24 protein-coding genes, 1 tRNA gene and 1 riboswitch are annotated in these 25,428 nt (G+C 36.9%); of the genes, 20 read left to right on the forward strand and 5 right to left on the reverse strand.

The features are described from left to right. Window positions 1-4: 4 nt before the first annotated feature. Window positions 5-1,723 (reverse strand): phospho-sugar mutase, encoded by a 1,719-nt coding sequence (locus AB8E63_RS02190; RefSeq protein WP_368909732.1) that lies wholly within the window; start codon window positions 1,721-1,723, stop codon window positions 5-7. A 236-nt stretch (window positions 1,724-1,959) separates the two neighbouring features. Between AB8E63_RS02190 and AB8E63_RS02195 the strand changes: the two genes are divergently transcribed. Both AB8E63_RS02195 and abc-f read left to right on the forward strand, forming a co-directional pair. After that, on the forward strand, window positions 1,960-3,183 hold the full coding sequence (locus AB8E63_RS02195; protein WP_074324705.1) for a DUF4352 domain-containing protein: 1,224 nt from the start codon (window positions 1,960-1,962) through the stop codon (window positions 3,181-3,183). A gap of 79 nt (window positions 3,184-3,262) precedes the next feature. Continuing rightward, the gene (gene abc-f / locus AB8E63_RS02200; protein WP_368909734.1) at window positions 3,263-5,161 is read left to right on the forward strand and encodes a ribosomal protection-like ABC-F family protein; all 1,899 of its coding nucleotides are present in this window, start codon (window positions 3,263-3,265) and stop codon (window positions 5,159-5,161) included. Window positions 5,162-5,204: 43 nt separating this feature from the next. Here the strand turns inward: abc-f and AB8E63_RS02205 are convergent. From AB8E63_RS02205 to AB8E63_RS02215, 3 genes are all read right to left on the reverse strand, one after another. Continuing rightward, window positions 5,205-5,276, reverse strand: a tRNA-Arg gene (locus tag AB8E63_RS02205). A gap of 105 nt (window positions 5,277-5,381) precedes the next feature. Then, window positions 5,382-5,762, reverse strand: a complete 381-nt coding sequence (mscL, locus tag AB8E63_RS02210; protein WP_223334313.1) for a large conductance mechanosensitive channel protein MscL — start codon at window positions 5,760-5,762, stop codon at window positions 5,382-5,384. 70 nt (window positions 5,763-5,832) lie between these two features. Next, window positions 5,833-6,267, reverse strand: coding sequence for a GtrA family protein (locus AB8E63_RS02215; protein WP_006148438.1), 435 nt, complete (start codon window positions 6,265-6,267; stop codon window positions 5,833-5,835). A gap of 28 nt (window positions 6,268-6,295) precedes the next feature. Continuing rightward, a riboswitch (PreQ1 riboswitch) is annotated at window positions 6,296-6,393 on the forward strand. On the opposite strand from AB8E63_RS02215, the gene AB8E63_RS02220 reads away from it, so the two are divergent. From AB8E63_RS02220 to AB8E63_RS02255, 8 genes are all read left to right on the forward strand, one after another. Continuing rightward, window positions 6,391-6,900: a QueT transporter family protein gene (locus AB8E63_RS02220; protein WP_004252705.1), complete on the forward strand. Its 510-nt coding sequence runs from the start codon at window positions 6,391-6,393 to the stop codon at window positions 6,898-6,900. It overlaps the preceding riboswitch by 3 nt. Before the next feature lie 116 nt (window positions 6,901-7,016). Beyond that, the gene (locus tag AB8E63_RS02225) at window positions 7,017-7,436 is read left to right on the forward strand and encodes a hypothetical protein (protein WP_006148440.1); all 420 of its coding nucleotides are present in this window, start codon (window positions 7,017-7,019) and stop codon (window positions 7,434-7,436) included. A gap of 87 nt (window positions 7,437-7,523) precedes the next feature. Then, complete coding sequence (locus AB8E63_RS02230; protein ID WP_368909736.1) at window positions 7,524-8,321, forward strand: formate/nitrite transporter family protein; 798 nt, start codon at window positions 7,524-7,526, stop codon at window positions 8,319-8,321. A gap of 80 nt (window positions 8,322-8,401) precedes the next feature. Further along, window positions 8,402-9,676, forward strand: a complete 1,275-nt coding sequence (locus AB8E63_RS02235) for a DUF2130 domain-containing protein (protein ID WP_368909737.1) — start codon at window positions 8,402-8,404, stop codon at window positions 9,674-9,676. A gap of 11 nt (window positions 9,677-9,687) precedes the next feature. Then, the gene (gene truB, locus AB8E63_RS02240) at window positions 9,688-10,566 is read left to right on the forward strand and encodes a tRNA pseudouridine(55) synthase TruB (protein ID WP_368909738.1); all 879 of its coding nucleotides are present in this window, start codon (window positions 9,688-9,690) and stop codon (window positions 10,564-10,566) included. A gap of 165 nt (window positions 10,567-10,731) precedes the next feature. Beyond that, window positions 10,732-11,223 (forward strand): DUF536 domain-containing protein, encoded by a 492-nt coding sequence (locus tag AB8E63_RS02245; protein WP_004252719.1) that lies wholly within the window; start codon window positions 10,732-10,734, stop codon window positions 11,221-11,223. Window positions 11,224-11,292: 69 nt separating this feature from the next. After that, entirely contained in the window at window positions 11,293-11,883 is a 591-nt protein-coding gene (locus AB8E63_RS02250) for a 3'-5' exonuclease (RefSeq protein ID WP_368909827.1), read from the forward strand. 8 nt (window positions 11,884-11,891) lie between these two features. Beyond that, window positions 11,892-13,655 (forward strand): glycerophosphoryl diester phosphodiesterase membrane domain-containing protein, encoded by a 1,764-nt coding sequence (locus AB8E63_RS02255; protein ID WP_368909739.1) that lies wholly within the window; start codon window positions 11,892-11,894, stop codon window positions 13,653-13,655. A gap of 46 nt (window positions 13,656-13,701) precedes the next feature. Here the strand turns inward: AB8E63_RS02255 and AB8E63_RS02260 are convergent, their stop codons facing one another. After that, on the reverse strand, window positions 13,702-14,001 hold the full coding sequence (locus tag AB8E63_RS02260) for a YbaB/EbfC family nucleoid-associated protein (protein WP_368909740.1): 300 nt from the start codon (window positions 13,999-14,001) through the stop codon (window positions 13,702-13,704). 320 nt (window positions 14,002-14,321) lie between these two features. Between AB8E63_RS02260 and AB8E63_RS02265 the strand changes: the two genes are divergently transcribed. The 10 genes from AB8E63_RS02265 to AB8E63_RS02310 all read left to right on the forward strand — a co-directional run bounded on the left by AB8E63_RS02265 (window position 14,322) and on the right by AB8E63_RS02310 (window position 25,417). After that, entirely contained in the window at window positions 14,322-15,029 is a 708-nt protein-coding gene (locus AB8E63_RS02265; RefSeq protein ID WP_368909741.1) for a 2-C-methyl-D-erythritol 4-phosphate cytidylyltransferase, read from the forward strand. A 2-nt stretch (window positions 15,030-15,031) separates the two neighbouring features. Further along, window positions 15,032-16,054 carry a ribitol-5-phosphate dehydrogenase gene (locus AB8E63_RS02270; protein ID WP_368909742.1) on the forward strand — a complete coding sequence of 341 codons (1,023 nt, stop codon included), beginning with the start codon at window positions 15,032-15,034 and terminating at the stop codon, window positions 16,052-16,054. 13 nt (window positions 16,055-16,067) lie between these two features. Continuing rightward, a complete protein-coding gene (locus tag AB8E63_RS02275; protein ID WP_368909744.1) occupies window positions 16,068-16,937 on the forward strand; it encodes a phosphotransferase in 870 nt (289 codons plus the stop codon). Continuing rightward, a complete protein-coding gene (locus AB8E63_RS02280; RefSeq protein WP_368909745.1) occupies window positions 16,927-17,805 on the forward strand; it encodes a DMT family transporter in 879 nt (292 codons plus the stop codon). Before AB8E63_RS02275 ends, AB8E63_RS02280 begins: the two co-directional genes overlap by 11 nt. A 12-nt stretch (window positions 17,806-17,817) precedes the next feature. Continuing rightward, complete coding sequence (locus AB8E63_RS02285) at window positions 17,818-18,507, forward strand: sugar phosphate nucleotidyltransferase (protein ID WP_368909746.1); 690 nt, start codon at window positions 17,818-17,820, stop codon at window positions 18,505-18,507. A gap of 249 nt (window positions 18,508-18,756) precedes the next feature. Next, window positions 18,757-19,557 carry a dihydroorotate dehydrogenase electron transfer subunit gene (locus AB8E63_RS02290; RefSeq protein WP_368909747.1) on the forward strand — a complete coding sequence of 267 codons (801 nt, stop codon included), beginning with the start codon at window positions 18,757-18,759 and terminating at the stop codon, window positions 19,555-19,557. Beyond that, a complete protein-coding gene (locus tag AB8E63_RS02295; protein ID WP_368909748.1) occupies window positions 19,520-20,503 on the forward strand; it encodes a dihydroorotate dehydrogenase in 984 nt (327 codons plus the stop codon). The genes AB8E63_RS02290 and AB8E63_RS02295 overlap by 38 nt, the downstream gene beginning before the upstream one ends. A 66-nt stretch (window positions 20,504-20,569) precedes the next feature. Continuing rightward, window positions 20,570-21,481: a bifunctional riboflavin kinase/FAD synthetase gene (locus AB8E63_RS02300; protein ID WP_368909749.1), complete on the forward strand. Its 912-nt coding sequence runs from the start codon at window positions 20,570-20,572 to the stop codon at window positions 21,479-21,481. A 123-nt stretch (window positions 21,482-21,604) separates the two neighbouring features. After that, window positions 21,605-22,564, forward strand: coding sequence for a hypothetical protein (locus tag AB8E63_RS02305; protein ID WP_368909750.1), 960 nt, complete (start codon window positions 21,605-21,607; stop codon window positions 22,562-22,564). A 291-nt stretch (window positions 22,565-22,855) separates the two neighbouring features. Then, a complete protein-coding gene (locus AB8E63_RS02310) occupies window positions 22,856-25,417 on the forward strand; it encodes a pneumococcal-type histidine triad protein (RefSeq protein ID WP_368909751.1) in 2,562 nt (853 codons plus the stop codon). Window positions 25,418-25,428: the final 11 nt, after the last annotated feature.

Consider the following 25,428-nt stretch of genomic DNA (forward strand, 5'->3'; position numbering starts at 1 on the left):
TTGTTTATTTTACAAAGGCATTGATTTCATCTTCTATATTAGCAATCTTAGCTTGTGAATCTTCGTTGCTTTCTCCAACAACGGCAATGTAGAACTTGATTTTTGGTTCAGTACCGGAAGGACGAACTGCAATCCAAGAACCATCAGCAAGTGTGTATTTCAAGACATCACTTGGAGGAGTAGTCAAGGCTGTTACAGTACCATCAGCGGCAGTGGAAGTTTGTGCTTTAAAGTCTTCTACGACTGTGATTTCTGTTGCGTTCCATTCTTTTGGAGCATTGTTGCGGAATTTAGCCATGATTGCTTTGATTTGCTCAGCACCGTCAACACCGGAAAGAGTAACAGAGATTGTCTTCTCAGCATAGTAGCCGTACTCTTTGTAGATTTCTTCGATACCGTCTGCAAGTGTTAAACCACGTGAACGGTAGTAAGCGGCAAGTTCAGCAACGACAAGAACGGCTTGGATAGCATCTTTATCACGTACGAATGGTTTAATCAAGTAACCGAAGCTTTCTTCAAATCCCATCATGTATGTGTGATTGTGTTTTTCTTCGAATTCTTGAATTTTTTCAGCTATAAATTTGAACCCAGTCAAGACGTTGAACATAGTTGCGCCGTAGCTTTCAGCAATCTTCGTTACCAAGTCAGTTGATACGATTGATTTACATAGGGCTGCATTTTCAGGAAGAGTCCCAACATTTTTATGAGCTTCCAAGATGTATTTAGCCATGATAGCACCGATTTGGTTCCCTGAAAGATTAAGGTAGCTTCCGTCTTTTTGAAGGACTTCAACACCGACACGGTCAGCGTCAGGGTCAGTTGCGACAAGAACATCTGCACCAACTTGGCGACCAAGTTCTTCAGCAAGTGCAAAAGCTGCTTGACTCTCTGGGTTTGGAGATTTAACAGTTGAGAAGTCTGGGTCTGGAGTTGCTTGAGCTTCAACGACTTGAACAGAGTCAAATCCTGCTTGAGCAAGAGCACGACGAGCCAACATTTCACCAGTACCATGAAGTGGGGTGTAGACAATCTTCATGTCTTTACCAAATTCTTCAATCAAGGCTGGGTTGATGTTTACATCTTTAACTTCTTTGAGGTATTCTGCATCGACTGCTTCGCCGATAACTTCAATCAAGCCAGAAGCTTTTTCAGCTTCTACATCCGCAACTTCTACAGCGAAAGGATTGTCGATAGCACGGATGTAGGTAGTCAAAGCGTCTGCATCGTGTGGAGGCATTTGTCCACCGTCTTCACCATATACCTTATATCCGTTAAATGGAGCTGGGTTGTGGCTGGCAGTAATCATGATACCTGCAAAGCAGTTGAGGTGACGAACGGCAAATGAAAGTTCTGGAGTTGGACGGAGACTTTCAAAAACATAGGATTTAATACCGTGTTTAGCAAGAACTGCTGCTGATTCAAAGGCAAATTCTGGAGAGAAGTGACGGCTATCATAAGCGATGGCAACACCACGTTCTTTTTCGTTTCCACCTTTTGATTCGATCAAACGAGCCAAACCTTCAGTTGCTTGGCGAACAACGTAGATATTAATGCGGTTTGTACCAGCACCAATCAAACCACGCATACCAGCAGTACCGAATTCAAGGTTTGTGTAAAAGGCATCTTCCTTTGTTTTTTCATCCATGCTTTCCAAATCACGACGAAGATAGTCTGGAAGATCTGCGAAATCAACCCATTTTTGGTAGTTTTCTTGGTAAGTCATAAGTTATCTCCTTTAATATATAATCTAATCGCCTTCATTATACCACGATTTAAAGTTTTAGTAAAACGTTAGCGTGGCTCAGTTCTTTGAATTTAAGTTTCATTTTAATCATAGAATGAGTAGAAATTTATTATATTTATAAATTTACAATGTTTTTAAAGCGATTTCCTTTTTTAGTTTGAAAATTATTGACTGTATGGTACAATATAATAAATAAAAAAAGGAGATTTTCTATTATGAAAAAAGTTCTTAAGCATTCTGCTTTAGTTTTGACTGCTTTAGCATTGGTAGCTTGTGGAAATAGTAAGAAAGCAAGTGATAATGGTACTGCATCTAACTCAAACTTTGAAGTTTCTGTTAAAGACGGTATGTATGTTCTTCCTAAAGATGAAGATTCAAATTCACACTACCTTGCACTTCAAGTTGAGATTAAAAATAATCGTGATAAACAGTTTAGCTTTACTAGCCAAGATATTGCACTTTATAACGAAAAAGACGAAAAAGTTGAACCAATTCAAATTTATGAGTCAGACAGTAAAACTAAATTTATGTCATACGGAGATAGCCTCTCTAAAGGCAAGAGTGTTGCTGGTTATGTAGTTTATGAAGTTGATAAAGATTCTAAATATGAACTTCACTTTGCACCGAGCTTTTACGATGATGTAAAAGAAAATAAAAAAGGTAAAAATGACGTAGCTATCAAGGTTGATCCAAGTCAATACGAAGACAATATTGATGAAGCCAAAGAAGCTATGAAAAAATATGTTGATGCTGTTTACCTAGATGGTGAAAACACTGGTGGTGCATCAAACGTAAGCTTTACTAATGATAAAACTCAAATCGTCGCACTTGAAGATAAAAAATCAGACAACAAGAAATCAGACGATAAGAAATCTGAAGAAAAGAAAGATGATAATAAGTCTGAAGACAAAAAATCTTCTAAGGATTCTGATGTGATTACAAATGACGTGAAGGTTGATAGAGAAGAATTTATCAAGAAATTCATCGAGTCATTCGGTAAAGGATTCTACAACTACAAACCTTCTGATTCTGAACTTCGTACATTTGCAGAAGCATATATCAAAGCAAATGCAAAACGAGCAAAAGTTGATTACAAAGTAAAAACTTACTTGCCAGACTATGCAGTTATCTATGTAAGACCTGAAACAATCGACTTGGATAACTTGAATGTCCATGAATTGAGCCGTAAATTCTATGAAGAAAACAAAGGTAAATACAGCAGCTACTCAGAAGCTATGAAAGCTGGTGAGAAGTACATTTTAGAAAATGCACCAAGTCAATTTGATTCAACTCCTCTTGATACTAGCGATAATATGCAAAAAGAAGGATACGAAATAAAGATGACTAAGAAAGACGGTAAATGGACAATCGACACATCTTCTAAGAACTATAACTTAAAAGATATGGCACGTACGTTCCGTGGTGGTATTGGTTATTAATATCTAAAAGTTCGAGTTTAAAGCTCGAACTTTTTTTATTTGAATTGTTAAAAACGCAAAAAGATAGTAAAATAGTTACATGATTATTTTACAAGCTAATAAAATTGAACGCTCATTTGCAGGCGATGTTCTATTTGAGAATATTAATCTACAAGTTGATGAAAGAGATCGTATTGCTCTCGTTGGGAAAAATGGAGCAGGTAAGTCGACGCTATTAAAGATATTAGTCGGGGAAGAAAAGCCAATTTCAGGTGAAATTAATAAGAAAAAAGACATTTCCCTTTCTTACTTAGCACAGGATAGTCGATTTGAATCCGAAAATACTATCTATGACGAGATGCTTCATGTTTTTGACGACTTACGTACTACAGAGAAACAGCTTCGCCAGATGGAGCTAGAGATGGGGGAAAAGACCGGTGCAGATCTCGATAAGCTCATGTCAGACTACGATCGTCTATCTGAAGAATTCCGTCAGGCTGGAGGATTTACCTATGAAGCTGATATTCGCGCCATTTTAAATGGTTTTAAGTTTCATGAGTCTATGTGGCAGATGAAAATTGCCGAGCTTTCTGGTGGGCAAAATACACGTTTAGCTCTGGCAAAAATGTTACTTGAGAAACCAAACCTTTTAGTTTTAGATGAACCAACTAACCATCTGGATATTGAAACCATTGCCTGGTTAGAAAACTACCTGGTTAATTACAGTGGTGCCTTGATAATTGTTAGTCACGACCGTTATTTCCTCGATAAGGTAGCAACCATAACGCTCGACTTAACCAAACATTCTTTAGATAGATACGTAGGGAACTACTCAAGCTTTGTGGAGCAGAAAGAGCAGAAGTTACTGACTGAAGCTAAGAACTACGAAAAGCAACAGAAGGAAATTGCTGCTTTAGAAGACTTTGTTAACCGAAATCTCGTTCGAGCATCGACAACCAAGCGTGCCCAATCTAGACGTAAACAACTGGAAAAGATGGAGCGTTTAGACAAGCCTGAAGCTGGGAATAAATCAGCCAATATGACCTTTCACTCTGAGAAAACGTCTGGTAATATTGTGCTGACAGTTGAGAATGCTGCTATTGGATATGATGGAGAAATATTATCAGAGCCTATCAACCTCGACCTTCGTAAGATGAATGCCGTAGCAGTTGTAGGTCCGAATGGTATTGGTAAGACAACCTTTATCAAGTCTATTGTTGATCAGATTCCTTTTATAAAGGGTGAGAAGCGTTTCGGTGCAAATGTTGAAGTTGGCTACTATGATCAAACACAAAGCAAACTTACACCAAGTAACAGTGTTCTAGATGAACTTTGGAATGATTTTAGATTGATGCCAGAAGTGGAAATCCGAAATCGTTTAGGCGCCTTCCTTTTTTCAGGTGATGATGTTAAGAAATCAGTTGGCATGCTTTCAGGTGGAGAGAAAGCTCGCTTGTTACTGGCTAAACTATCAATGGAAAATAATAACTTTCTGATTCTTGACGAGCCGACCAACCATTTGGATATTGATAGTAAGGAAGTTCTGGAAAATGCACTGATTGACTTTGATGGGACTCTTCTATTTGTCAGCCATGACCGTTATTTTATAAACCGTGTCGCTACACATGTTCTGGAATTGTCCGAAAATGGTTCGACCCTCTATTTGGGTGATTATGACTATTATGTGGAGAAAAAAACAGAGCTAGCAACTAACCAAGAAGAAATGGTGGCTGTTAGTCGAGAAGATGAAGCTTCTCCAGTTAATGACTATCAAGCCCAAAAAGAGAGTCAAAAAGAGCTTCGTAAGCTAATGAAACAAATTGAAAATCTTGAGACAGAAATCGAAGAATTAGAAAATCAAGCCCAAGCTATTTCTGAACAAATGCATACAACCAATGATGCAGATGAACTCATGCAATTACAGGCAGAACTGGATAAGATTAGTCAGCACCAGGAAGAAGCTATGCTTGAGTGGGAAGAATTGTCGGAAAAAGTTTAATACTAAAAAAGCAACGGCACCGTTGCTTTTTTGTTTTCATCTATCCACCCTGAGGGAATCGAACCCCCATCTCAAGAACCGGAATCTTACGTGATATCCATTACACTAAGGGTGGAAACTCTCATCATTATATCAAAAATAGGAGTTTTACTCAAGACTAAAACCAATATAAAAAGAGGAAGAAAAAGGATTTAGACAATATCTAAATCCTTTTACATTTTTAGTTTTTTTCAAGAAGTGCTTTGATTTCTTGAAGAACTTCCAATTCAGTTGGACCTGCTGGAACTTCTTCAGCAACTTCTTCTTTCTTACGAAGGTTTTGAGCTTTTTCAATAGCTTTAATCATGAAGAAGAGAACAGTACCAATTACAACGAAGTTGATAACAGCGCTCAAGAATTTACCATATGTAACACCATTCCATGCAAGCTCAGCGATGTTTTGTACATTCGCAGCTTCCAAGGCTGGGTTCAATAGAAGTGGAGTGATGATATCATTAACGAATGAAGTTACGATAGCACCAAATGCAGTGGCAATGATCACACCGACAGCAAGGTCTACGACATTACCGCGGAGCAAAAATGCTTTAAGATCTTTTAACATTTTCTTTTTCCTTTCGAAATTTTTCAGACTAGATTATATCGTATATTTATATTAAATGCAAGAAAAGTGCTTATTTTTTTTTAAATACAAAAAGCTTACTAAAAACGTAGTTGAGAACAACCATCGTAACCTGTGCAATAAAGATTTCAACTGTATTAATTGTATTAATATCATTTCCAACAAAGTAACCAATGATCTGAGGGAAGCTTGTTACAAAAATAAAAGTTAGTAGAAGATCTAATAAAAAGGTGATAAGTCTTGCAGAGGTAAATTTAATTAATCGATTAAACCAGTTTTTTCTTTCTTGCTTAAATACAAATGTGTCATTTGTAAAAAACGCAAATAGGATTCCAGCAATATTTCCCAAGGCAGTCGCAACTAACTCTTGTTGAGTAAGATAAAAGATGACGATGCGGACAAATATTGATACTACGGTAGTCGCAACTCCGAAAAATAGATAGGATAAAATCTCGTTATCAAAGAATTTTTTTATATATGTTTTCATAAGATTAGTATAGCATAAAGCTGATAAATGTGCTATACTTGTAAAGTTGACTTGCTCAACCCTTGGTGCTTAGCTTCTTTCACCAAGCATATTAGACGCGGGATAGCCGCTAAAGGAGAAAATATGAAAAAACTTACTGTCCGCGATTTGGCTGACATTGCCATTGTCGCAGCTATTTATGTGGTTTTGACCATCACACCACCCCTTAATGCCATCAGTTATGGTGCCTATCAGTTCCGTATTTCTGAAATGATGAACTTTCTGGCTTTTTACAATCCTAAGTACATTATTGGTGTTACTCTTGGATGTATGATAGCTAATTTTTTCAGTTTTGGACTCATTGATGTCGCTGTTGGTGGAGGATCAACTCTTGTCTTCCTAAGCTTAGGAGTTTGGTTGTTCAGTAAATATAGTAAAGACTATCTTTTTAATGGATTGATTCGAAAAGATCATTTCTTCTTTTCAATTCTATTTTCAATTTCAATGATCACCATTGCTGCTGAATTGAACATTGTAGCAGAAGCACCATTCTTCTTTACATGGTTCACTACTGGTATCGGAGAATTCGCTTCACTAATTGTCGGTGCAATTATCATTGGTAAAATTGGTCAACGTATTGATTTGACTAGATAAAGATATCTTATCAACCATTCGTAGAAAGGGCTGAACTTTGTTCAGTCTTTTTCTTTGTCCATGAACCTAGAAGCTAAACAAAAGTGATATAATAAGGTAGAAAAGACTGTTTAATTATGATAGATTATTTTTTGATTGGGATAAAATCGATGATGAAAAGCTCGGTTTTGACTTTTGCTATTTCCTTTATTTCCTTCCTTCTTTTATTGATTCTTTGGCGTCGTTATGTCATTGTGCGTCAAAGTGGTGGAAACTTTTTTGCCCCGTTTCATATTGCTAAGGGAAGATTTTATATTCATAATGCTTATGTTTTTAGAAAGCGCATTATACCACTGAATAATATTAAAAAGATTGAGGTCCATTTTATTCCAAGTGTTAAATTGAATGGAGCTAGATATTTTTTGACTATCGAACAAAAGAGCGGAAATTCTCTAGCCTTTTTCTTTGGCAAATCAAAAGAGAATGATCAACTAGTCAATAACTTAAAGAATGAAACAAAAAAATACAATATCAAGATCCGTATTTTAGAATCATAGGTTTTAATTTTTTAAAATTTCAGAAAGCCTTTCCATAAAGTTGATTTTATGTTATAATATTCACAAATAAAAGTTTTAGGAGTTTATATGGTCTCATCAGAATTTATTTCAAAAATCGAATTTGCTTGTAAGAAAAAGGAAAGTCTTTATTCGAATAGTAAATTTAAGTATGCGATTCGTTCAATGTTTGCAGGTGCTTTCCTTACCTTCAGTACGGCAGCAGGAGCCGTTGGTGCAGATTTGATCAATAAGATTGCACCAGGTAGTGGACGCTTCCTTTTCCCGTTTGTTTTTGCTTGGGGACTGGCCTACATTGTCTTCTTAAATGCTGAATTGGTAACATCAAACATGATGTTCTTAACAGCGGGTAGTTTTTTGAAAAAAATTAGCTGGAGAAAAACAGCTGAAATTCTTCTATATTGTACTTTCTTTAACTTAATTGGTGCGCTTATCGCTGGTTGGGGATTTGCTCATTCAGCAGCTTATGCTAATCTAACGCACGATAGCTTTATTTCTGGAGTTGTAGAAATGAAGTTGGGACGCTCTAATGAACTAGTTTTACTTGAAGGTATTTTAGCTAATATCTTTGTAAACATCGCCATTCTTTCATTTGTTTTAGTTAAGGATGGTGGAGCAAAACTTTGGTTGGTTCTATCAGCCATTTACATGTTTGTATTCTTAACAAACGAGCACATCGCCGCAAACTTTGCATCATTTGCTATTGTGAAATTCAGTGTTGCTGCTGATTCAATCGCAAACTTCGGTATTGGAAATATTCTTCGTCACTGGGGGGTAACCTTTATTGGTAACTTTATAGGAGGTGGTCTACTGATTGGATTGCCTTATGCCTTCTTAAACAAGAACGAAGATACCTACGTAGACTAAAAGTTGGATTGATTCCAACTTTTTCTTTTTGTTTTTCCATGCTATAATGAATGTAGTAATGTTAAATACAGAGGAAAATCATGAACGAAATTAAATGTCCAAATTGTGGGGAAGTTTTTACAGTAAATGAAAGTCAATATGCAGAACTGATTTCTCAAGTTCGCACTGTAGAGTTTGACAAGGAATTGCACGAGCGAATCAAGCAAGAGTTGACATTGGTGGAACAAAAGACCTTGAATGAACAACAGGCAAAACTCGCTCAAAAAGACCAAGAAATTGCCCAGCTACAAAGTCAAATCCAAAATTTCGATACTGAAAAAGAATTGGCTAAGAAAGAAGTGGAGCAAAGTGCTAGCCAAAGTCTGTTAGAAAAAGAAAAAGAGGTCCAAGCTCTTGAGAATCAATTAGCTACCTTACGCTTAGAGCATGAAAATCAACTACAAAAAACTCTTTCTGATCTTGAAAAAGAACGCGATCAGGTTAAAAATCAGCTCCTTTTACAAGAAAAAGAAAACGAGCTTTCTCTTGCTTCGGTGAAACAAAACTATGAAGCCCAACTTAAGGCAGCAAATGAGCAAGTTGAGTTCTACAAGAATTTCAAGGCACAACAATCTACAAAAGCTATTGGTGAAAGTCTAGAACAGTATGCAGAGAGCGAGTTTAACAAGGTTCGTAGTTTTGCCTTCCCAAATGCTTACTTTGAAAAGGACAACAAGATTTCAGCGCGTGGTTCTAAAGGAGACTTTATCTTTCGTGATTTTGATGAAAATGGGCTAGAATTCATCTCTATCATGTTTGAGATGAAAAATGAAGCTGACGGGACTGAGAAGAAGCATAAGAATGCCGATTTCTACAAAGAGTTGGATAAGGATCGTCGTGAGAAAAACTGTGAGTATGCAGTATTGGTAACTATGCTTGAAGCTGACAATGATTACTTCAATACTGGGATTGTCGATGTTAGTCACGAATATGAGAAAATGTATGTCATTCGTCCTCAGTTCTTTATTCAGTTAATTGGTCTCTTGCGCAATGCTGCCCTTAATTCCCTAAAATACAAGCAGGAACTAGCACTTATACGTGAGCAAAACATTGATATTACTCACTTTGAAGAAGACTTAGAAGCCTTCAAGGTAGCTTTTGCTAAGAACTACAATTCGGCTTCAGTCAACTTCGGCAAGGCTATTGACGAAATCGACAAGGCCATCAAGCGGATGGAAGAAGTCAAGAAATTCCTAACCACATCCGAAAATCAACTCCGCCTCGCCAATAATAAATTGGACGATGTTTCCGTTAAAAAATTGACAAGAAAAAATCCAACTATGAAAGCGAAATTTGATGCCTTGAAGGGGGAGTGAGAAAAAAACACATGAACGGTATTATCAACTTAAAAAAAGAAGCAGGCATGACCTCGCATGATGCGGTTTTTAAGCTACGTAAGATTTTAGGAACTAAAAAAATCGGACACGGTGGGACCTTGGATCCTGATGTTGTGGGTGTTTTACCCATTGCTGTAGGGAAGGCGACTCGTATGGTCGAGTTTATGCAGGATGAGGGTAAGGTTTACGAAGGTGAAATCACACTTGGATACTCTACGACTACTGAGGATGCTAGTGGTGAAATAGTTGATGAAACTCCTATTTTAGCTCCATTGGATGAATATCTTGTCGATGAAGCGATTGCTAGTCTGACAGGTCCTATCACTCAGATTCCACCTATGTACTCGGCTGTCAAGGTTAATGGATGCAAACTCTATGAGTATGCGCGTGCTGGTCAGGAAGTGGAGCGTCCAGAACGTCAGGTGACCATTTATAGTTTTGAAAGAACGAGTCCGATTTCTTATGATGGGCATCTTGCACGATTTACTTTTCGTGTAAAATGCAGTAAGGGAACTTACATCCGTACTTTGTCAGTCGACTTGGGAGCGAAACTTGGTTATGCTACCCATATGTCTCAGTTAACACGGACCAGTGCTGCTGGTTTGCAATTGGAGGACGCATTGACTCTAGAAGAAATTACTGCAAAAGTAGAGTCTGGTGAATTTGACTTTCTCCATCCTCTAGAGATTGGGACCGGTGACCTTGTCAAAGTTTTTCTTACACCTGAACAGGCCGAAGAGGTGCGTTATGGGCGTTTTATTGAGTTAGAACAAACAGAAAAACAATTAGCTGCGTTTGAAGGCGAGAAGCTTTTAGCTATTTTAGAAAAGCGTGAAAATCTTTATAAACCTAGAAAGGTTTTCTCTTAAGTATTTGACAAACCAATGATTTTTATCTACTAGTCCAAAGATGAGATTTTCTCATCTTTTTTATATCATTTTTAAAAACCATTGAAAATACAGTGTTATTTGACAGTTTTGCTTACTTATGATAAGATTTAATTTAAGAAATGCTAGAGAAAAATAGAGGATATTATGAGTATTGAAATGACTGTCAGTGAGATTGCTGAGGTCTTGGGACTATCCCGACAAGCAATCAATAATCGTGTCAAGGAATTACCTGAAGAAGATATTACCAAAAACGACAAGGGTGTTACCGTTGTTACTCGTAGTGGATTGATCAAACTTGAAGAAATCTACAAAAAAACTATCTTTGAAGATGAACCGGTCAGTGATGAAGTGAAACAACGAGAGCTTATGGAGATTCTTGTTGATGAAAAGAACGCCGAAATTATCCGTCTTTACGAGCAATTGAAAGCTAAAGATAAGCAACTTGCTGAGAAAGATGAACAGATGCGTGTGAAAGACCGCCAAATCGCTGAAAAAGATAAGCAATTGGACCAACAACAACAGTTAACCCTTCAAGCTATGAAGGATCAAGAAACACTCCAGTTGGAGTTGGATCAAGCTAAGCAAGAAGTTCAGGCATCGAAGAAAGGCTTCTTTGCTCGCTTATTTGGCAAATAAGAAAAAACTGCTTGGTTTCTATAATTAGACCAGGTGGTTTCTTTTTACAAACTAATTAGGTACGATATGATGGAAACAGTAAGAGATTATATCTCATTTGATTTAGAATTTAACAAACACCAGGATAAGACTCATTTGATTCAAGTATCAGCGGTACATTTTAAGGACGGTGAAGAAGTAGGAGCGTTTGACTCTTATGTCTACACTGATGTTCCTTTGAAAAGTTTTATTAATGGTTTGACTGGTATTACTTCAGAGACTCTCAAAGATGCTCCAAAGGTAGAAGAAGTTCTCCAAAAGTTTCAAGATTTTGTTGGAGCCTTGCCACTTGTTGGTTATAATGCAGCAAAGAGTGATTTACCGATTTTACTAGAACATGGGTTTGACTATCGTGATCAATATAAAGTCGATCTTTATGATGAGGCTTTTGAACGTCGTAGTTCTGATCTACACGGAATCGCTAATCTAAAATTGCAAACTGTGGCTAGCTTTCTAGGATTTAAAGGGCAATCTCATAATAGTTTAGAAGACGCTCGCATGACTGCGCAAGTTTATGAAGCTTTTCTGGAGTCGGATGAGAGTAGACTGTTACTCAATTCTCAGAGCAGTCTCAATTCGAATCCATTTGGCGCCTTAGATCTATCACAGCTTTTTGATTAGGAGTTTTTATGAAACCTGAAAAACCGAAAAAATTGGGTTTTAAAAAGATTTACCTAAATCTAGATAAAATCCTCTTTCTATTCTTTCTAATCTTTATGTTGGTTGACTATATCTGGTTGCCATTAAACTCTGTGATAGCTGGATTTTTGCTAAGTCAGACTGGATATTTGTTTATTTCCTACAACAATATTTTTGAGATTATAAAAAACGCACCTATAGTCAGTCTTGGCTTTGTAATCTTAATAGCCATCAATCTGCTGGTAGCCTATTTTCAACTTAGTATTCTCTTTATTGGAGCTCGCCACCTCCTATATCACGAAAAAAGAACTCTTATAGAATACAGTCGAAAAGTATTTCGTGAAAGCCTTGCTTTTATGAAGAAATTGACTATTTCAAAAGCTTTGTTCATCTTTATATTTGTAGCAATGCTATTTCCGTTTATCAGAAAGATATTTAAGATTTATTATTTCAATAAAATCGTAATTCCAGAGTTTATTCAAACCTACATGGAAGATAAGTACTGGATGTGGTGGGTAGCCATTGTTATCTTATCACTCTTATTCTTCTATGTTTCAGTTCGCTTGATATTCACTCTGCCCAAGGTCTTTTATGAAAAGATGACGGTTAAGGAAGCAATCATTTATAGTTTGGATAAAACTAAAGATCACTTTTGGTTTTACGCCTGGCATTTATTCTTAATTATTGTAAAAACCAATCTATTCTTCTATCTTCCTCTCATCCCAATATTATCTACTCAGTATATAGTGGATAGTCTTACTCAGAGAGAGTCTCTGGTTCTAGCTATTTTGAATTTTGTTCTTATCAAAAATTTCCACTATATGGCATTAACCTATTTCCTTGTAAAATTTACGTCCTTCCTAACAGGAGAAGAACTTGATATTATGCCAAGACGCGAGAAGGACCATATCATGAGGTGGGGTGTTATGGTGTGTGCATGTATCTTCTTTGCGATTGAAGGCTATAATTATCTAGAAGCTCCTGTAGTCAATCCACCTCTTGTGATTTCACATCGTGGTGTATCAAATGGCAATGGTGTACAAAATACCATTCAATCCCTAGAAAAAACATCTCAATTAAAACCAGATTTAATCGAGATGGATATCCAGGAAACAAAGGATGGGCAATTTGTCATGATGCATGATGCGAATCTTAGAGGATTAGCTGGTATTAATAAAACACCACAAGATTTGACCTTAGAAGAGTTAAAGCAGATTGACATTCATGAGAATGGTTATGATACAAAGATTTCAAGTTTCGATGATTATCTGACTCGTGCAAATGAACTGCATCAGAAACTACTCATTGAAATTAAGACCAGCCACAAAGATAGCCCGCAGATGATGGAACATTTTCTAGAAAAATACGGTGCAAAAATTAAGGTTTATGGTCATCAAATGCAATCCTTGGATTATAAGGTTATTGAAAAAGTAAGAGAGTATGATAAAGATATTCCTGTTTACTTTATTCTTCCCTATAATTCTGTTTTTCCTAGAACGGTTGCGACAGGCTACACAATGGAGTACTCTACTTTGGATGAATATTTTGTCACGAAACTATGGAATACTGAGCAAAAACTCTATGTATGGACAATCAATAGTTCCGAATCTTTTAATAAGTCTTTTCACCTAGGTGTTGACGGAATGATTACGGATGACTTGGAAAACATAAAAGAAGAACTAGAAACTGCTCAGGAAGATCCCGAATATAGTGACTTATTGCTAAATAAAGCAACTGAATTATTTGCTTTTTAACATAAATTAAAAGAGGCTGTGAACCAGCCTCTTTTTGATAATCTAATTAAAATGGTAACTTACCAGCAAATGCTCCAAGTTTCTTCTTAGTAGTTTCATCAATTTGTTCGAGCGCAGCATTGAGAGCTTGAACAGTCATATCTGAAAGAGTTTCAATATCTTCAGCATCCACAACTGCGGGATCAAAATCAATTTTTACAACTTTTTTATCACCTGTTAAGGTAGCAGTTACAAGGTTTTGAGCAGAATTCCCAACAAATTCTGTGGCAGCCAATTCAGCTTGGCTTTGTTCCATTTGTTTTTGAAGTTTTTGTGCTTGACGCATCATGTTTTGCATATTCATCATGGCGGTAGTTAGCTTCCTTTTCTTTTATTCTCCATTTTATTTTAACAATTTTAATTGGAAAAGTCTAATTAAAATTTCAGGATTTATATATATATCAACTAAAGGTTTAAGGTTTCTTTAAGCTTTCTATACTATTCTGAAGAACTCTATATTAACCGAGAGTAAAAAATGCAAGGATTTAATTTTTTAATGTTCAAAGCATAAAGTGGTCTCGTCATTAGTTTCTAACTAGAGAGAACTAGTATTTATTTCAAGATAGTGCTAGATTATGGTATAATAGTAAGGAATGAGTTTTTAAAACAAACCAAAGGAGTATCAAAATGATTTACGCTGGAATTTTAGCAGGTGGAACCGGCACGCGCATGGGTATTAGTAATCTACCCAAACAATTTCTTGAGTTGGGAGACCGCCCAATTCTAATCCATACAATTGAAAAATTTGTCATAGAACCAAGTATTGAAAAAATCGTTGTTGGAGTTCACGGAGACTGGGTGACACACGCAGAAGATCTAGTTGAAAAATTCCTTCCACTTCACAAGGACCGTATCATCATCACAAAAGGTGGGGCTGATCGTAATTCTAGTATTGAAAAGATTATTGAAGCTATTGACGCTTACCGTCCACTAACAGAAGATGATATCGTAGTGACGCATGATTCGGTTCGTCCCTTTATCACACTTCGCATGATTCAAGACAATATCGCTCTTGCTCAAAAACATGATGCGGTTGATACTGTGGTTGAAGCAGTAGATACCATTGTTGAAAGTACAAACGGTCAGTTTATCACAGATATTCCAAATCGTGCTCATCTCTATCAAGGGCAAACTCCTCAAACCTTCCGTTGTAAAGACTTCATTGATTTGTATGGTTCTTTATCAGCAGAAGAAAAAGAAATTTTAACAGATGCATGTAAAATCTTTGTCATTAAGGGTAAAGATGTAGCCTTGGCAAAAGGTGAATACTCAAACCTTAAAATTACAACAGTTACAGACTTGAAGATTGCTAAAAGCATGATTGAGAAAGAATAGACATGATTAATCAAATTTATCAACTGACAAAACCAAAGTTTATCAATATTAAATATCAGGAAGAAGAAATTGATCAAGAGAATCATATCCTCATCCGACCAAATTACATGGCGGTTTGTCACGCGGATCAACGCTACTATCAAGGTAAACGCGATCCAAAAATTTTAGCGAAAAAACTACCAATGGCTATGATTCATGAGTCTTGTGGTACAGTCATTTCTGACCCAACAGGTACCTACAAGGTTGGTCAGAAGGTTGTCATGATTCCAAATCAACCACCTATGCAAAGTGATGAGGAATTCTACGAAAATTACATGACTGGAACATATTTCTTATCAAGTGGTTATGATGGGTTTATGCGAGAATTTGTATCTCTGCCTAAGGATCGTGTTGTATCATACGAAGAAATCGAAGACACAGTTGCCGCCATTACAGAGTTTGTCAGTGTTGGCATGCATGCTATGAATCGTTTCATGACGGTATCTCACAGCAGACGCCAACGCATCGCTGTCATTGGTGATGGAAGTTTAGCTTTTGTCATGGCCAATATTATCAACTACACTTTGCCTGATGCTGAGATTATTGTCATTGGTCGCCACTGGGAAAAATTAGAACTCTTCTCGTTTGCGCATGAACGTTATATTACTGACAGTATTCCAGAAGATCTTAGCTTTGATCATGGATTTGAGTGTTGTGGTGGTGATGGATGCGGCCCTGCTATCAATGACTTGATTCGTTACATCAAACCCCAAGGTACCATTTTGATGATGGGTGTTAGTGAGTATAAGGTTAATATCAACACTCGTGATTCATTGGAAAAAGGCCTGTTATTAGTTGGATCTTCTCGTTCTGGAAGAGTTGACTTTGAAAATGCTATCCAAATGATGGAAATTAAAAAATTTGCCAATCGTTTGAAGAATATCATTTATCTAGAAGAGCCAGTCAGAGGAATTAAAGATATTCATCGAGTTTTTGCAACGGACCTTAATACTGCCTTCAAGACAGTATTTAAGTGGGAAGTCTAATGGGGGGAAGATTATGAAGGAAATCGTTAAAGAGAAGATTGCCTCTTTATTATCAGGTGATGAAGAAATTCAGAGCGTTGAACAGTTGGGTGGAATGACCAATCAAAACTACTTGGTTCAAACATCCTCAAATCAATATATCGTTAAGTTTTTCGGTAAAGGTACAGAAAAATTAATCGACCGCCAGAATGAAAAGTTTAATATTGAATTGTTGAAAGATTTAGAATTAGATGTAGAAAATTATCTTTTTGATATTGAAGCTGGTATCAAAGTCAATCAATACATTGAAAATGCTGAAACACTTAATTTAAATACCATTAAAACTAAATTTGAGAAAATTGCTCCCATTCTACAAACGATTCATGCTTCTGGAAAAAAATTAAAAGGAGAGTTTGCTCCTTTTGATGAGATCAAAAAATATGAATCCTTGATTCAAGGAGAGATATACTATCCAAACTATGAAGCTGTAAGAAAATCAGTATTTTCTCTGAAAGAAGAGCTTGAACAAATCGGAATTGAGAAGAAATCATGTCATATTGATTTGGTTCCTGAAAACTTTATTGAATCACCAGATGGGCATCTTTATCTAATTGATTGGGAATATTCTTCCATGAATGACCCTATGTGGGATCTTGCGGCTCTCTTTTTAGAGTCTGAATTTACTCCAGACGAAGAAGATTCCTTTTTGTCATATTATGAAAGCGAACAGACACCAGTTTCTCGTGAGAAGATTCGTATTTATAAAATATTGCAAGATATTATTTGGAGCCTATGGACCATTTACAAAGAGGAAAATGGTGCAGATTTTGGAGATTATGGAATCACTCGTTATAATAGAGCTGTAAAAGAATTGCAGTCTCAGGGAGGTATTGATGAAAACTAAAAACGGAGTTTCCTTTGGACTTATCTCAGGGATTTTTTGGGGATTAGGGCTAACCATTAGTGCTTATATCTTCTCTATATTTACTGATCTATCACCTTTTGTAGTAGCAGCAGCGCACGACTTTCTTAGTATTTTTATCTTGCTAGGATATCTTTTAGTTAAAGAAGGTAAGGTACGTTTTTCAATCTTCTTGAACATTCGAAATGTCAGTGTTATTATCGGAGCACTATTGGCTGGACCAATTGGCATGCAGGCCAATCTTTATGCAGTCAAGTATATCGGTAGTTCTTTAGCATCCTCAGTTTCAGCTATTTATCCTGCAGTATCTGTCATTCTCGCTTTCTTTTTCTTAAAGCATAAGGTTTCGAAGAATACGGTATTTGGAATTTTATTAATCATTGCAGGAATTATTGCTCAGACTTACAAGGTTGAACAAGTTAATTCCTTCTATATCGGAATACTCTGTGCCTTGATTTGTGCGCTTGCTTGGGGAAGTGAAAGTGTTCTCAGCTCATTTGCTATGGAAAGTGAACTCAGTGAACTAGAAGCCCTTTTGATTCGACAAGTAACATCTTTCTTGTCCTACCTAGTCATTGTTCTCTTCTCGCATCACTCGTTTGCAGAAGTGGCAAATGGACAATTATTTGGTCTATTAATTGTCTTTGCGGCATTTAATATGATTTCTTACCTTGCCTACTACATTGCTATCAATCGATTGCAGCCAGCAAAAGCTACTGGATTAAATGTGAGTTATGTAGTATGGACTGTTTTATTTGCAGCAATTTTCTTGGGTTCGCCCCTTAATTTACTGACCATCATTACTTCACTTATTGTAATGGCTGGTGTTTATATTATTATTAAAGAATAAAGGAGAAAACGCGTGAAAGCGATTATTCTAGCAGCGGGATTGGGAACTCGTTTGAGACCCATGACAGAAAATACTCCCAAAGCCTTGGTACAAGTCAATCAAAAACCTTTGGTTGAATATCAAATTGAATTTTTGAAAGAACGTGGAATTGATGACATTATCATCGTTGTAGGTTATTTAAAAGAACAATTCGACTATCTTAAAGAAAAGTACGGTGTGCGTTTAGTCTTCAACGATAAGTATGCTGATTACAATAACTTTTACTCGCTTTACTTGGTAAAAGAAGAATTGGCTAACAGCTACGTTATCGATGCGGATAACTATCTTTTCAAGAATATGTTCCGAAATGATATTGAACGTTCAACTTACTTTAGTGTTTATCGCGAAGACTGTGATAATGAGTGGTTCCTAGTTTATGGAGATGATTACAAAGTTCAAGATATCATTGTAGATAGCAAAAATGGACGCATCTTGAGTGGTGTGTCATTCTGGGATGCTCCAACAGCTGAGAAGATTGTTGGGTTTATCGATGATGCTTATGCAAGTGGTGAATTTGTTGACCTCTACTGGGATAACATGGTTAAAGATAATATCAAAGAACTAGATGTTTACGTAGAGGAGTTAGAAGAAAATTCTATCTACGAAATTGACAGTGTTAAAGATTATCAAAAACTAGAAAAAATTCTTTCTTCACAAAAATAAGCAACTTTTATGAACTGATACCTTACCTATTTTTACTTGACTTTTTATGTTTGATACAGTATACTAGTGAAAATTTAACCTTTAAGGGAAGTCCAGAGAGACTCACAAGGTGTCAGAGAAAAGAAACTACGATTGAAGCAAGTAAAGCAAGTGCTTATTTGCTACTTTTGTGTAAACATCTTACCTGAAACCTTGCAATTGCAAGGTTTTTCTTTATCTGATCCCCTTAAAATTTAAGGAGGAAAGGTTATGAATCCAAATTGTAAGAAGCGCATGGGAGCTATTCGCTTGGAAGTGATGAGAGTAGTTTCCCAGGAGGAAATCGCGCCAGCAATCTTTGAACTAGTTCTCGAAGGAGAAATGGTTGAAGCTATGAAAGCGGGACAATTTCTTCATTTGCGTGTACCTGATGATGCTCATCTCTTGCGTCGTCCGATTTCAATCTCATCTATAGATAAGCCTAATAATCAATGCCACCTCATTTATCGAGTTGAGGGTTCTGGTACAGCAATCTTTTCAAGATTAAAAGCTGACGATTTTTTAGATGTCATGGGCCCTCAAGGAAATGGTTTCGATTTATCTGAGCTAGACGACTATTGCAAAGTCCTTCTAGTTGGTGGTGGAATAGGAGTTCCTCCATTACTTGAAGTAGCTAAACAACTACATGAGAGAGGTGTAGAAATTACAACTGTTCTAGGATTTTCTACTAAAGATGCTGTTATTTTGGAAGACGAATTAGCCAAATATAGTCAAGTATTTGTGACAACAGATGATGGCACCTATGGTATTAAAGGGAATGTTTCTGTAGTGATTAACGAATTTGACACTGAATTTGACGCCATCTACTCATGCGGTGCACCTGGTATGATGAAATATATTAATCAAACCTTCCATGACCATCCAAGAGCTTATCTATCTCTAGAATCTCGTATGGCCTGTGGCATGGGAGCTTGCTACGCTTGTGTATTGAAAGTACCAGATAGTGAAATAGTTAGTCAACGCGTTTGTGAAGATGGGCCTGTATTTAAAACAGGAACTGTTGTTTTATAAGGAGAGTGTCATGACTACAAATCGATTACAAGTCTCTCTACCAGGCTTAGAGTTAAAGAATCCTATCATTCCTGCTTCAGGCTGTTTTGGTTTCGGACAAGAGTATGCCAAATACTATGATTTGAACCTTTTAGGTTCTATCATGATTAAAGCTACAACCCTTGAACCACGTTTTGGTAATCCAACTCCACGAGTGGCAGAAACACCTGCTGGTATGCTGAATGCCATTGGTCTACAAAATCCAGGACTAGATGCCGTTCTCTCTGAAAAATTACCTTGGCTAGAAAAAGAGTATCCAAATCTTCCAATCATTGCCAATGTTGCTGGATTTTCAAAGCAAGAATACGCAGCAGTTTCTAGTGGTATTTCCAAGGCACCTAACGTGAAAGCCATTGAGCTCAATATTTCTTGTCCAAACGTCGATCATGGGAATCACGGACTTTTGATTGGGCAAGACCCAGATTTAGCTTATGATGTGGTAGAAGCAGCCGTAGGGGCGTCAGATGTGCCAGTTTACGTTAAATTGACACCAAGTGTGACCGATATAACTTCCGTTGCAAAAGCTGCAGAAGACGCAGGAGCTAGTGGGCTAACCATGATTAATACTCTTGTTGGTATGCGCTTTGATCTCAAAACTAGAAAACCAATCATTGCAAATGGGACAGGAGGAATGTCTGGACCTGCAGTATTTCCGGTAGCTCTCAAATTGATTCGTCAAGTAGCTCAAACAACTAAGCTTCCAATTATCGGTATGGGGGGAGTTGATTCGGCTGAGGCAGCGCTAGAAATGTATTTGGCGGGAGCATCAGCAATTGGAGTCGGTACAGCAAACTTTACCAATCCATATGCTTGCCTTGATATCATTGACAATCTTCCTAGGGTCATGGACAAATATGGTATTGTAAATCTAGAGCAATTAAGAAGTGAGGTTAAAAGTCAATTTTAGTTTTTTAAATGAAGTTTTACATCCTTATTATTTTGAAAGCCTGTGTCTTTTTGGTATAATATGACTATGATTGTAACAGTACCGATTAAAACAGAAAAAGATATCGCAACACCAGGTCCAACAGTCCTAGTTTTAGGATACTTTGATGGGGTGCACGTGGGTCACCAAAAGCTCTTCGATATTGCGGGCGAAATAGCCTCAAAAAAACATTTGAGTGTTGCCGTAGTTACCTTTAATGAATCACCTAAACTGACATTACACCAATATAATCCAGAACAATTATTACATATTCTAAATGCTGAAGAACGTGAACGTAAATTAAAACGAGCGGGTGTTGAAGCCTTGTATTTGATGGATTTTACAAGTCGTGTTGCAAATATGACTGCTCAAGAATTTGTAAATACTTTTGTAAAGGAAGTTAAAGCAGATACGATAGTAGTTGGATTTGACTATAGTTTGGGATCTGATCGTAAATCAGCTGAAGATCTTAAAGAAATTTTCGATGGGGAAGTAGTTATAGTTCCTGCTGTAGAAGATGAAAAAGGGAAAATCAGTTCTACCCGAGTTCGACAATGTATTGTTGATGGGAATGTGAAAGAAGCTGCTCAGCTTCTTGGAGCTCCATTGCCCTCTAAAGGAGTTGTAGTGCATGGGAATGCGCGTGGTCGAACTATTGGTTATCCAACAGCTAATTTAGTACTTTTAGATAGAACATATATGCCGGCGGATGGAGTTTATACTGTAGATATTGAAATTCAAAGAAAAATCTACCGAGGAATGGCTAGTGTTGGTAAAAATGTAACTTTTGATGGTGTTGAAGAGAGGTTTGAAGTTCATATCTTTGATTTCTCAGATGACATCTATGGTGAAAGAGTTACTGTTTATTGGCTTGATCGTATTCGAGATATGGTGAAATTTGACGGCATTGAACAACTGGTAAAACAGCTTGAAGAAGATGAAAAAGCTGCAAGAAAATAAAAATGAAGTTCGAATGAAAATTCGAGCTTTTTATTTTGTTAAAATCTAAGAAAAGCTAGGATTAGAGATGAGATATGAAATAAAGTCTGATATAATTTCATTAAGGGACTAAAGGAGATTTTAATGTTTAAAGAAAAAAGAAATAAAGGCTTTACCGCAGTTCTTTTGATTTCACTCGTATTTTTCGCACTTGCTACTATATCTGGATTCTTAGGTCAAATGCACAAGAAGCCTACAGAGTGCTTTGCAGATACGACTGATACTGGAAAAGAAGTTACTATGTCAGTCTACGGTATCTATCCTGAACCTGTTGGTGAAGTTGACGGTGGAACAGTTGTTTATATTGTGCAATATAGTAACGAAGGTGAAGGAAAATTTGCTGTAGTTGAGTCTAAAGTGAAAGATGAGTTAATTAATAAACTTCTTGAGAACGCAGACAGTCTTGCTGATAATCCTGGAACTCTCACAGGTATACAGTTAGAACCCCTCACTGATACCAATTTTGTCAATACTTCGAAGAACACTAAGATTATCAATCTTGATGAATTTATTAGCTCTATTCTTCCTGTTAAAGCAGTGGTCGCTCGTAATATGAATACAAGAATTTATCTCAGTCTCAGTGAATATTCTAGGGATAGTTTGAGCTATATTTTTGGTATTGTGATTTTCTCTGGCATGGGGCTAATGACTTTAATCGCAGCCTTTATCATACGAAAGAAAACAGTTGATTCATTCAAAGAGCTGTATCGTCTGTACCCTGAATTAGATGGAAATCTTGAACTGCTTGATACTCAAGCTGAATTTTATGACCAGGACTTGAAAGTTATTTTGTATAAAAATCATCTCATTACTTATTACAAAGGAACCCAAGCTCTAGATCTTAGAGATGTGCGGAGGATCTATTTAGTACGTACAAGTTATAGTCGTTTTACAAAAGTTTATCAGTTTGTATACACTCGAAATGATAGTTCTAAGAAGTATAGCCTAACTATTCGAAATACTAATAGAGTAGAAGAACAATTAGAAGAATTCTGGAATCTCCTTCCAAAAAAATTTCCTGAGATCAACATTGGTAGTTTATAAGAAAGCATCTTTTAAGATGCTTTTTCTTTTGGGTAAAATTTTGGAAAAAAGTGAATTTATAACTTGACATCTTAAATATTAAGGAGTAGAATATTTACTGGTTAATTAAATGGTTAAGTTTATGAATCCAATATATTTGGCTAAACAATACTAGAAACCTATAAAAAGGATTAGAATATTTTAATTGTTTTTATAAATATTTCTATTTATAAACTTAACTGGTTAATGAAACAAAACTTATAGTGTTGCCTAAATCTTATATTTAGTAGTAAAAATAGAAAGTGTGTTTAGATGAAAATCAATAAAAAGTATGTTCTTGGTTCAGTAGCTCTTTTAGCCTTAAGCCTTTCAAGTTATGAATTAGGGCGTTACCAAGCAGTACAGACTGGCAAAGAGTCTAATCGTGTGGCTTATATAGATGGAAATCAGGCTAGTACTAAGACCGAAAATTTGACGCCAGATGAAGTTAGTCAGCGAGAAGGAATCAATGCAGAACAGATAGTCGTTAAGATTACCGATCAAGGATACGTAACTTCACATGGAGACCATTATCATTACTTTAATGGTAAGGTTCCTTATGACGCTATTATTAGTGAAGAACTCTTGATGAAAGATTCGAATTATCAACTTCGAAATGAGGATATTGTCAATGAAGTCAAGGGTGGCTATGTCATTAAGGTTGATGGTCGCTATTATGTATACCTCAAAGATGCTTCTCATTCCGAAAATATTCGTAGTAAGGATGAGATCAATCGTCAGAAGCAGGAACATGGACATGGTGGCGGAGTAAAGGTTAGTAATGAAGTCGCTGTAGCAAGAACTCAGGGACGTTATACGACGGATGATGGTTATATTTTTAATGCTAGTGATATTATTGAGGACACGGGTGATGCTTACATCGTTCCACATGGCAATCACTTTCATTATATTCCCAAAAGTGATTTATCAGCTAGCGAACTAGCCGCTGCTCAGGTCTTCTTATCCGCTAAAGGTGGTCAAACAAGCTCAGTTGGGTATCGACCGTCAACAAATTCTTCTAGCGGCTTATCAGATGCTTCGAATAGTAGTACATATAGACAAACGAATCAAAGCAATGTTGAGGCAAATACTAGAAGATGGACCCCAAGTGTTAGCCCACAAGTGGATAATAGTTATCAAGCAAGTCCAAGTGAAGATGTATCTAGTCTTTTGAAACAACTTTATGCCTTGCCACTCAGCCAACGTCATGTGGAATCCGATGGTTTGCTCTTTGACCCTGCCCAAATCACGAAAAGAACAGCAAATGGGGTTGCAGTACCTCATGGGGATCACTATCATTTTATCCCTTATAGTCAAATGTCAGCTTTGGAAGAAAAGATTGCACGGATGATTCCAGTTGGAAATCAAAAAATTGTTTCCGTTCCTGGAGCTACTAGTTTACAGCCGAATCTTACGATAAAACCTCTTCCTCAACTAGTTCCAAATCCGCAACCAGCACCAGTTCCGGTGCCTGACAATCATAATAATGCGGAGCTTGCCAAGCAAGTAGTCAGAAAAGTTGGTCAGGGTTATGTCCTTGAAGAGAAGGGAGTTTTTCGTTATGTCTTGACTAAGGATCTGTCTAAAGAGAATCTTATAGCTTTTGAGAAAGAGCTAAATAAGGTGGCTACATCATCACATAGCTTGGCAGATAAAAAAAGCACAGTAGCTCCTCGAGATCAGGAATTCTATGATAAGGCTTATAGTTTGTTGGAGCAATCTCATAAGAACTTACTTGAAAATAAGGGCAGGTTGACTGACTTTCAGGCTTTAGATCAGTTGCTAGAGAGATTAAATGATGAACATGTAAACAAGGTAGCTTTTGTAGATGATTTACTTAGATTTATTGCACCAATTAGTCATCCAGAACGTCTTGGTAAGCCAAATTCACAAATCGAGTATAGTGAAGATGAAGTTCGAGTAGCCCAGCTAGCCGATAAGTACACAACCTCGGATGGATATATCTTTGATGCTCATGATATTATCAGTGATGAGGGGGATGCCTATGTAACTCCACATATGGGACATAGTCACTGGATAGGTAAGGATAGTTTGTCTGAAGCTGAGAGGGCAACTGCTCAGGCTTATACCAAAGAGAAGAGATTGACGCCTCCTAAGACTGATAATCAGAACTCAACAAAATCGGAAGCAAAAAGGGCAGAAGCTATCTATAATCGGGTAAAAGCTGAGAAGAAGGTACCGCTAGATCGTATGCCTTACAATCTACAGTATGCAGTTGATGTCAAAAATGGTAACTTGATTATCCCTCACTTTGATCATTACCATAATATCAAGTTTGAATGGTTTGATGAAGGGCTTTACGAAGCTCCTAAGGGATATGCGCTCGAAGATCTTTTTGCGACTGTGAAGTACTATGTCGAGCATCCAAGCGAGCGTCCGCATTCGGATAGTGGTTGGGGAAATGCAAGTGACCATGTTCTAAGAAACCAAAATGGACAACATGACCATTCGAATAATGAAAAACCAATTGAGGAGAAACCTCAGACAGAAAAAACTGAAGATGAAAAAACTCTTGAGGAGAAACCGCAAATGGAAAAGCCAGAGGATTCTAAACCAGCTGATGAAGCAGAAGAATCTCCAGAGGAAGAACCACAGGTTGAAACTGAAAAGGTAGAAGCAAAGCTAAAAGAAGCAGAGGAACTAATAAAGACGGTCACAGATGCAAACCTTAAATCCAATGCTAGCGAAACCTTAGTTGGTTTGCGAAACAATCTGACTTTGGGAACTATGGATAACAATGGTATTATGGCTCAGGCTGAAAATCTTTTAGTCTTGCTAAAAAATAGTAAGCCTATAACAAACGAAAAGAATTAAAAGTCAAATGA

The organism is Streptococcus sp. oral taxon 061 (assembly GCF_964211575.1).
Classification (GTDB): domain Bacteria; phylum Bacillota; class Bacilli; order Lactobacillales; family Streptococcaceae; genus Streptococcus.

Coding starts and splice junctions, on each gene's coding strand:
- AB8E63_RS02265 (WP_368909741.1), top strand. CDS start 14,322: ATGATTTACGCTGGAATTTTAGCAGGTGGAACCGGCACGCGCATGGGT.
- AB8E63_RS02225 (WP_006148440.1), top strand. CDS start 7,017: ATGATAGATTATTTTTTGATTGGGATAAAATCGATGATGAAAAGCTCG.
- AB8E63_RS02310 (WP_368909751.1), top strand. CDS start 22,856: ATGAAAATCAATAAAAAGTATGTTCTTGGTTCAGTAGCTCTTTTAGCC.
- mscL (WP_223334313.1), bottom strand. CDS start 5,762: ATGTTAAAAGATCTTAAAGCATTTTTGCTCCGCGGTAATGTCGTAGAC.
- AB8E63_RS02290 (WP_368909747.1), top strand. CDS start 18,757: ATGAATCCAAATTGTAAGAAGCGCATGGGAGCTATTCGCTTGGAAGTG.
- truB (WP_368909738.1), top strand. CDS start 9,688: ATGAACGGTATTATCAACTTAAAAAAAGAAGCAGGCATGACCTCGCAT.
- AB8E63_RS02280 (WP_368909745.1), top strand. CDS start 16,927: ATGAAAACTAAAAACGGAGTTTCCTTTGGACTTATCTCAGGGATTTTT.
- AB8E63_RS02235 (WP_368909737.1), top strand. CDS start 8,402: ATGAACGAAATTAAATGTCCAAATTGTGGGGAAGTTTTTACAGTAAAT.
- AB8E63_RS02245 (WP_004252719.1), top strand. CDS start 10,732: ATGAGTATTGAAATGACTGTCAGTGAGATTGCTGAGGTCTTGGGACTA.
- AB8E63_RS02295 (WP_368909748.1), top strand. CDS start 19,520: ATGGGCCTGTATTTAAAACAGGAACTGTTGTTTTATAAGGAGAGTGTC.
- AB8E63_RS02195 (WP_074324705.1), top strand. CDS start 1,960: ATGAAAAAAGTTCTTAAGCATTCTGCTTTAGTTTTGACTGCTTTAGCA.
- abc-f (WP_368909734.1), top strand. CDS start 3,263: ATGATTATTTTACAAGCTAATAAAATTGAACGCTCATTTGCAGGCGAT.
- AB8E63_RS02260 (WP_368909740.1), bottom strand. CDS start 14,001: ATGATGAATATGCAAAACATGATGCGTCAAGCACAAAAACTTCAAAAA.
- AB8E63_RS02255 (WP_368909739.1), top strand. CDS start 11,892: ATGAAACCTGAAAAACCGAAAAAATTGGGTTTTAAAAAGATTTACCTA.
- AB8E63_RS02250 (WP_368909827.1), top strand. CDS start 11,293: ATGGAAACAGTAAGAGATTATATCTCATTTGATTTAGAATTTAACAAA.
- AB8E63_RS02220 (WP_004252705.1), top strand. CDS start 6,391: ATGAAAAAACTTACTGTCCGCGATTTGGCTGACATTGCCATTGTCGCA.
- AB8E63_RS02305 (WP_368909750.1), top strand. CDS start 21,605: ATGTTTAAAGAAAAAAGAAATAAAGGCTTTACCGCAGTTCTTTTGATT.
- AB8E63_RS02275 (WP_368909744.1), top strand. CDS start 16,068: ATGAAGGAAATCGTTAAAGAGAAGATTGCCTCTTTATTATCAGGTGAT.
- AB8E63_RS02215 (WP_006148438.1), bottom strand. CDS start 6,267: ATGAAAACATATATAAAAAAATTCTTTGATAACGAGATTTTATCCTAT.
- AB8E63_RS02230 (WP_368909736.1), top strand. CDS start 7,524: ATGGTCTCATCAGAATTTATTTCAAAAATCGAATTTGCTTGTAAGAAA.
- AB8E63_RS02270 (WP_368909742.1), top strand. CDS start 15,032: ATGATTAATCAAATTTATCAACTGACAAAACCAAAGTTTATCAATATT.
- AB8E63_RS02300 (WP_368909749.1), top strand. CDS start 20,570: ATGATTGTAACAGTACCGATTAAAACAGAAAAAGATATCGCAACACCA.
- AB8E63_RS02190 (WP_368909732.1), bottom strand. CDS start 1,723: ATGACTTACCAAGAAAACTACCAAAAATGGGTTGATTTCGCAGATCTT.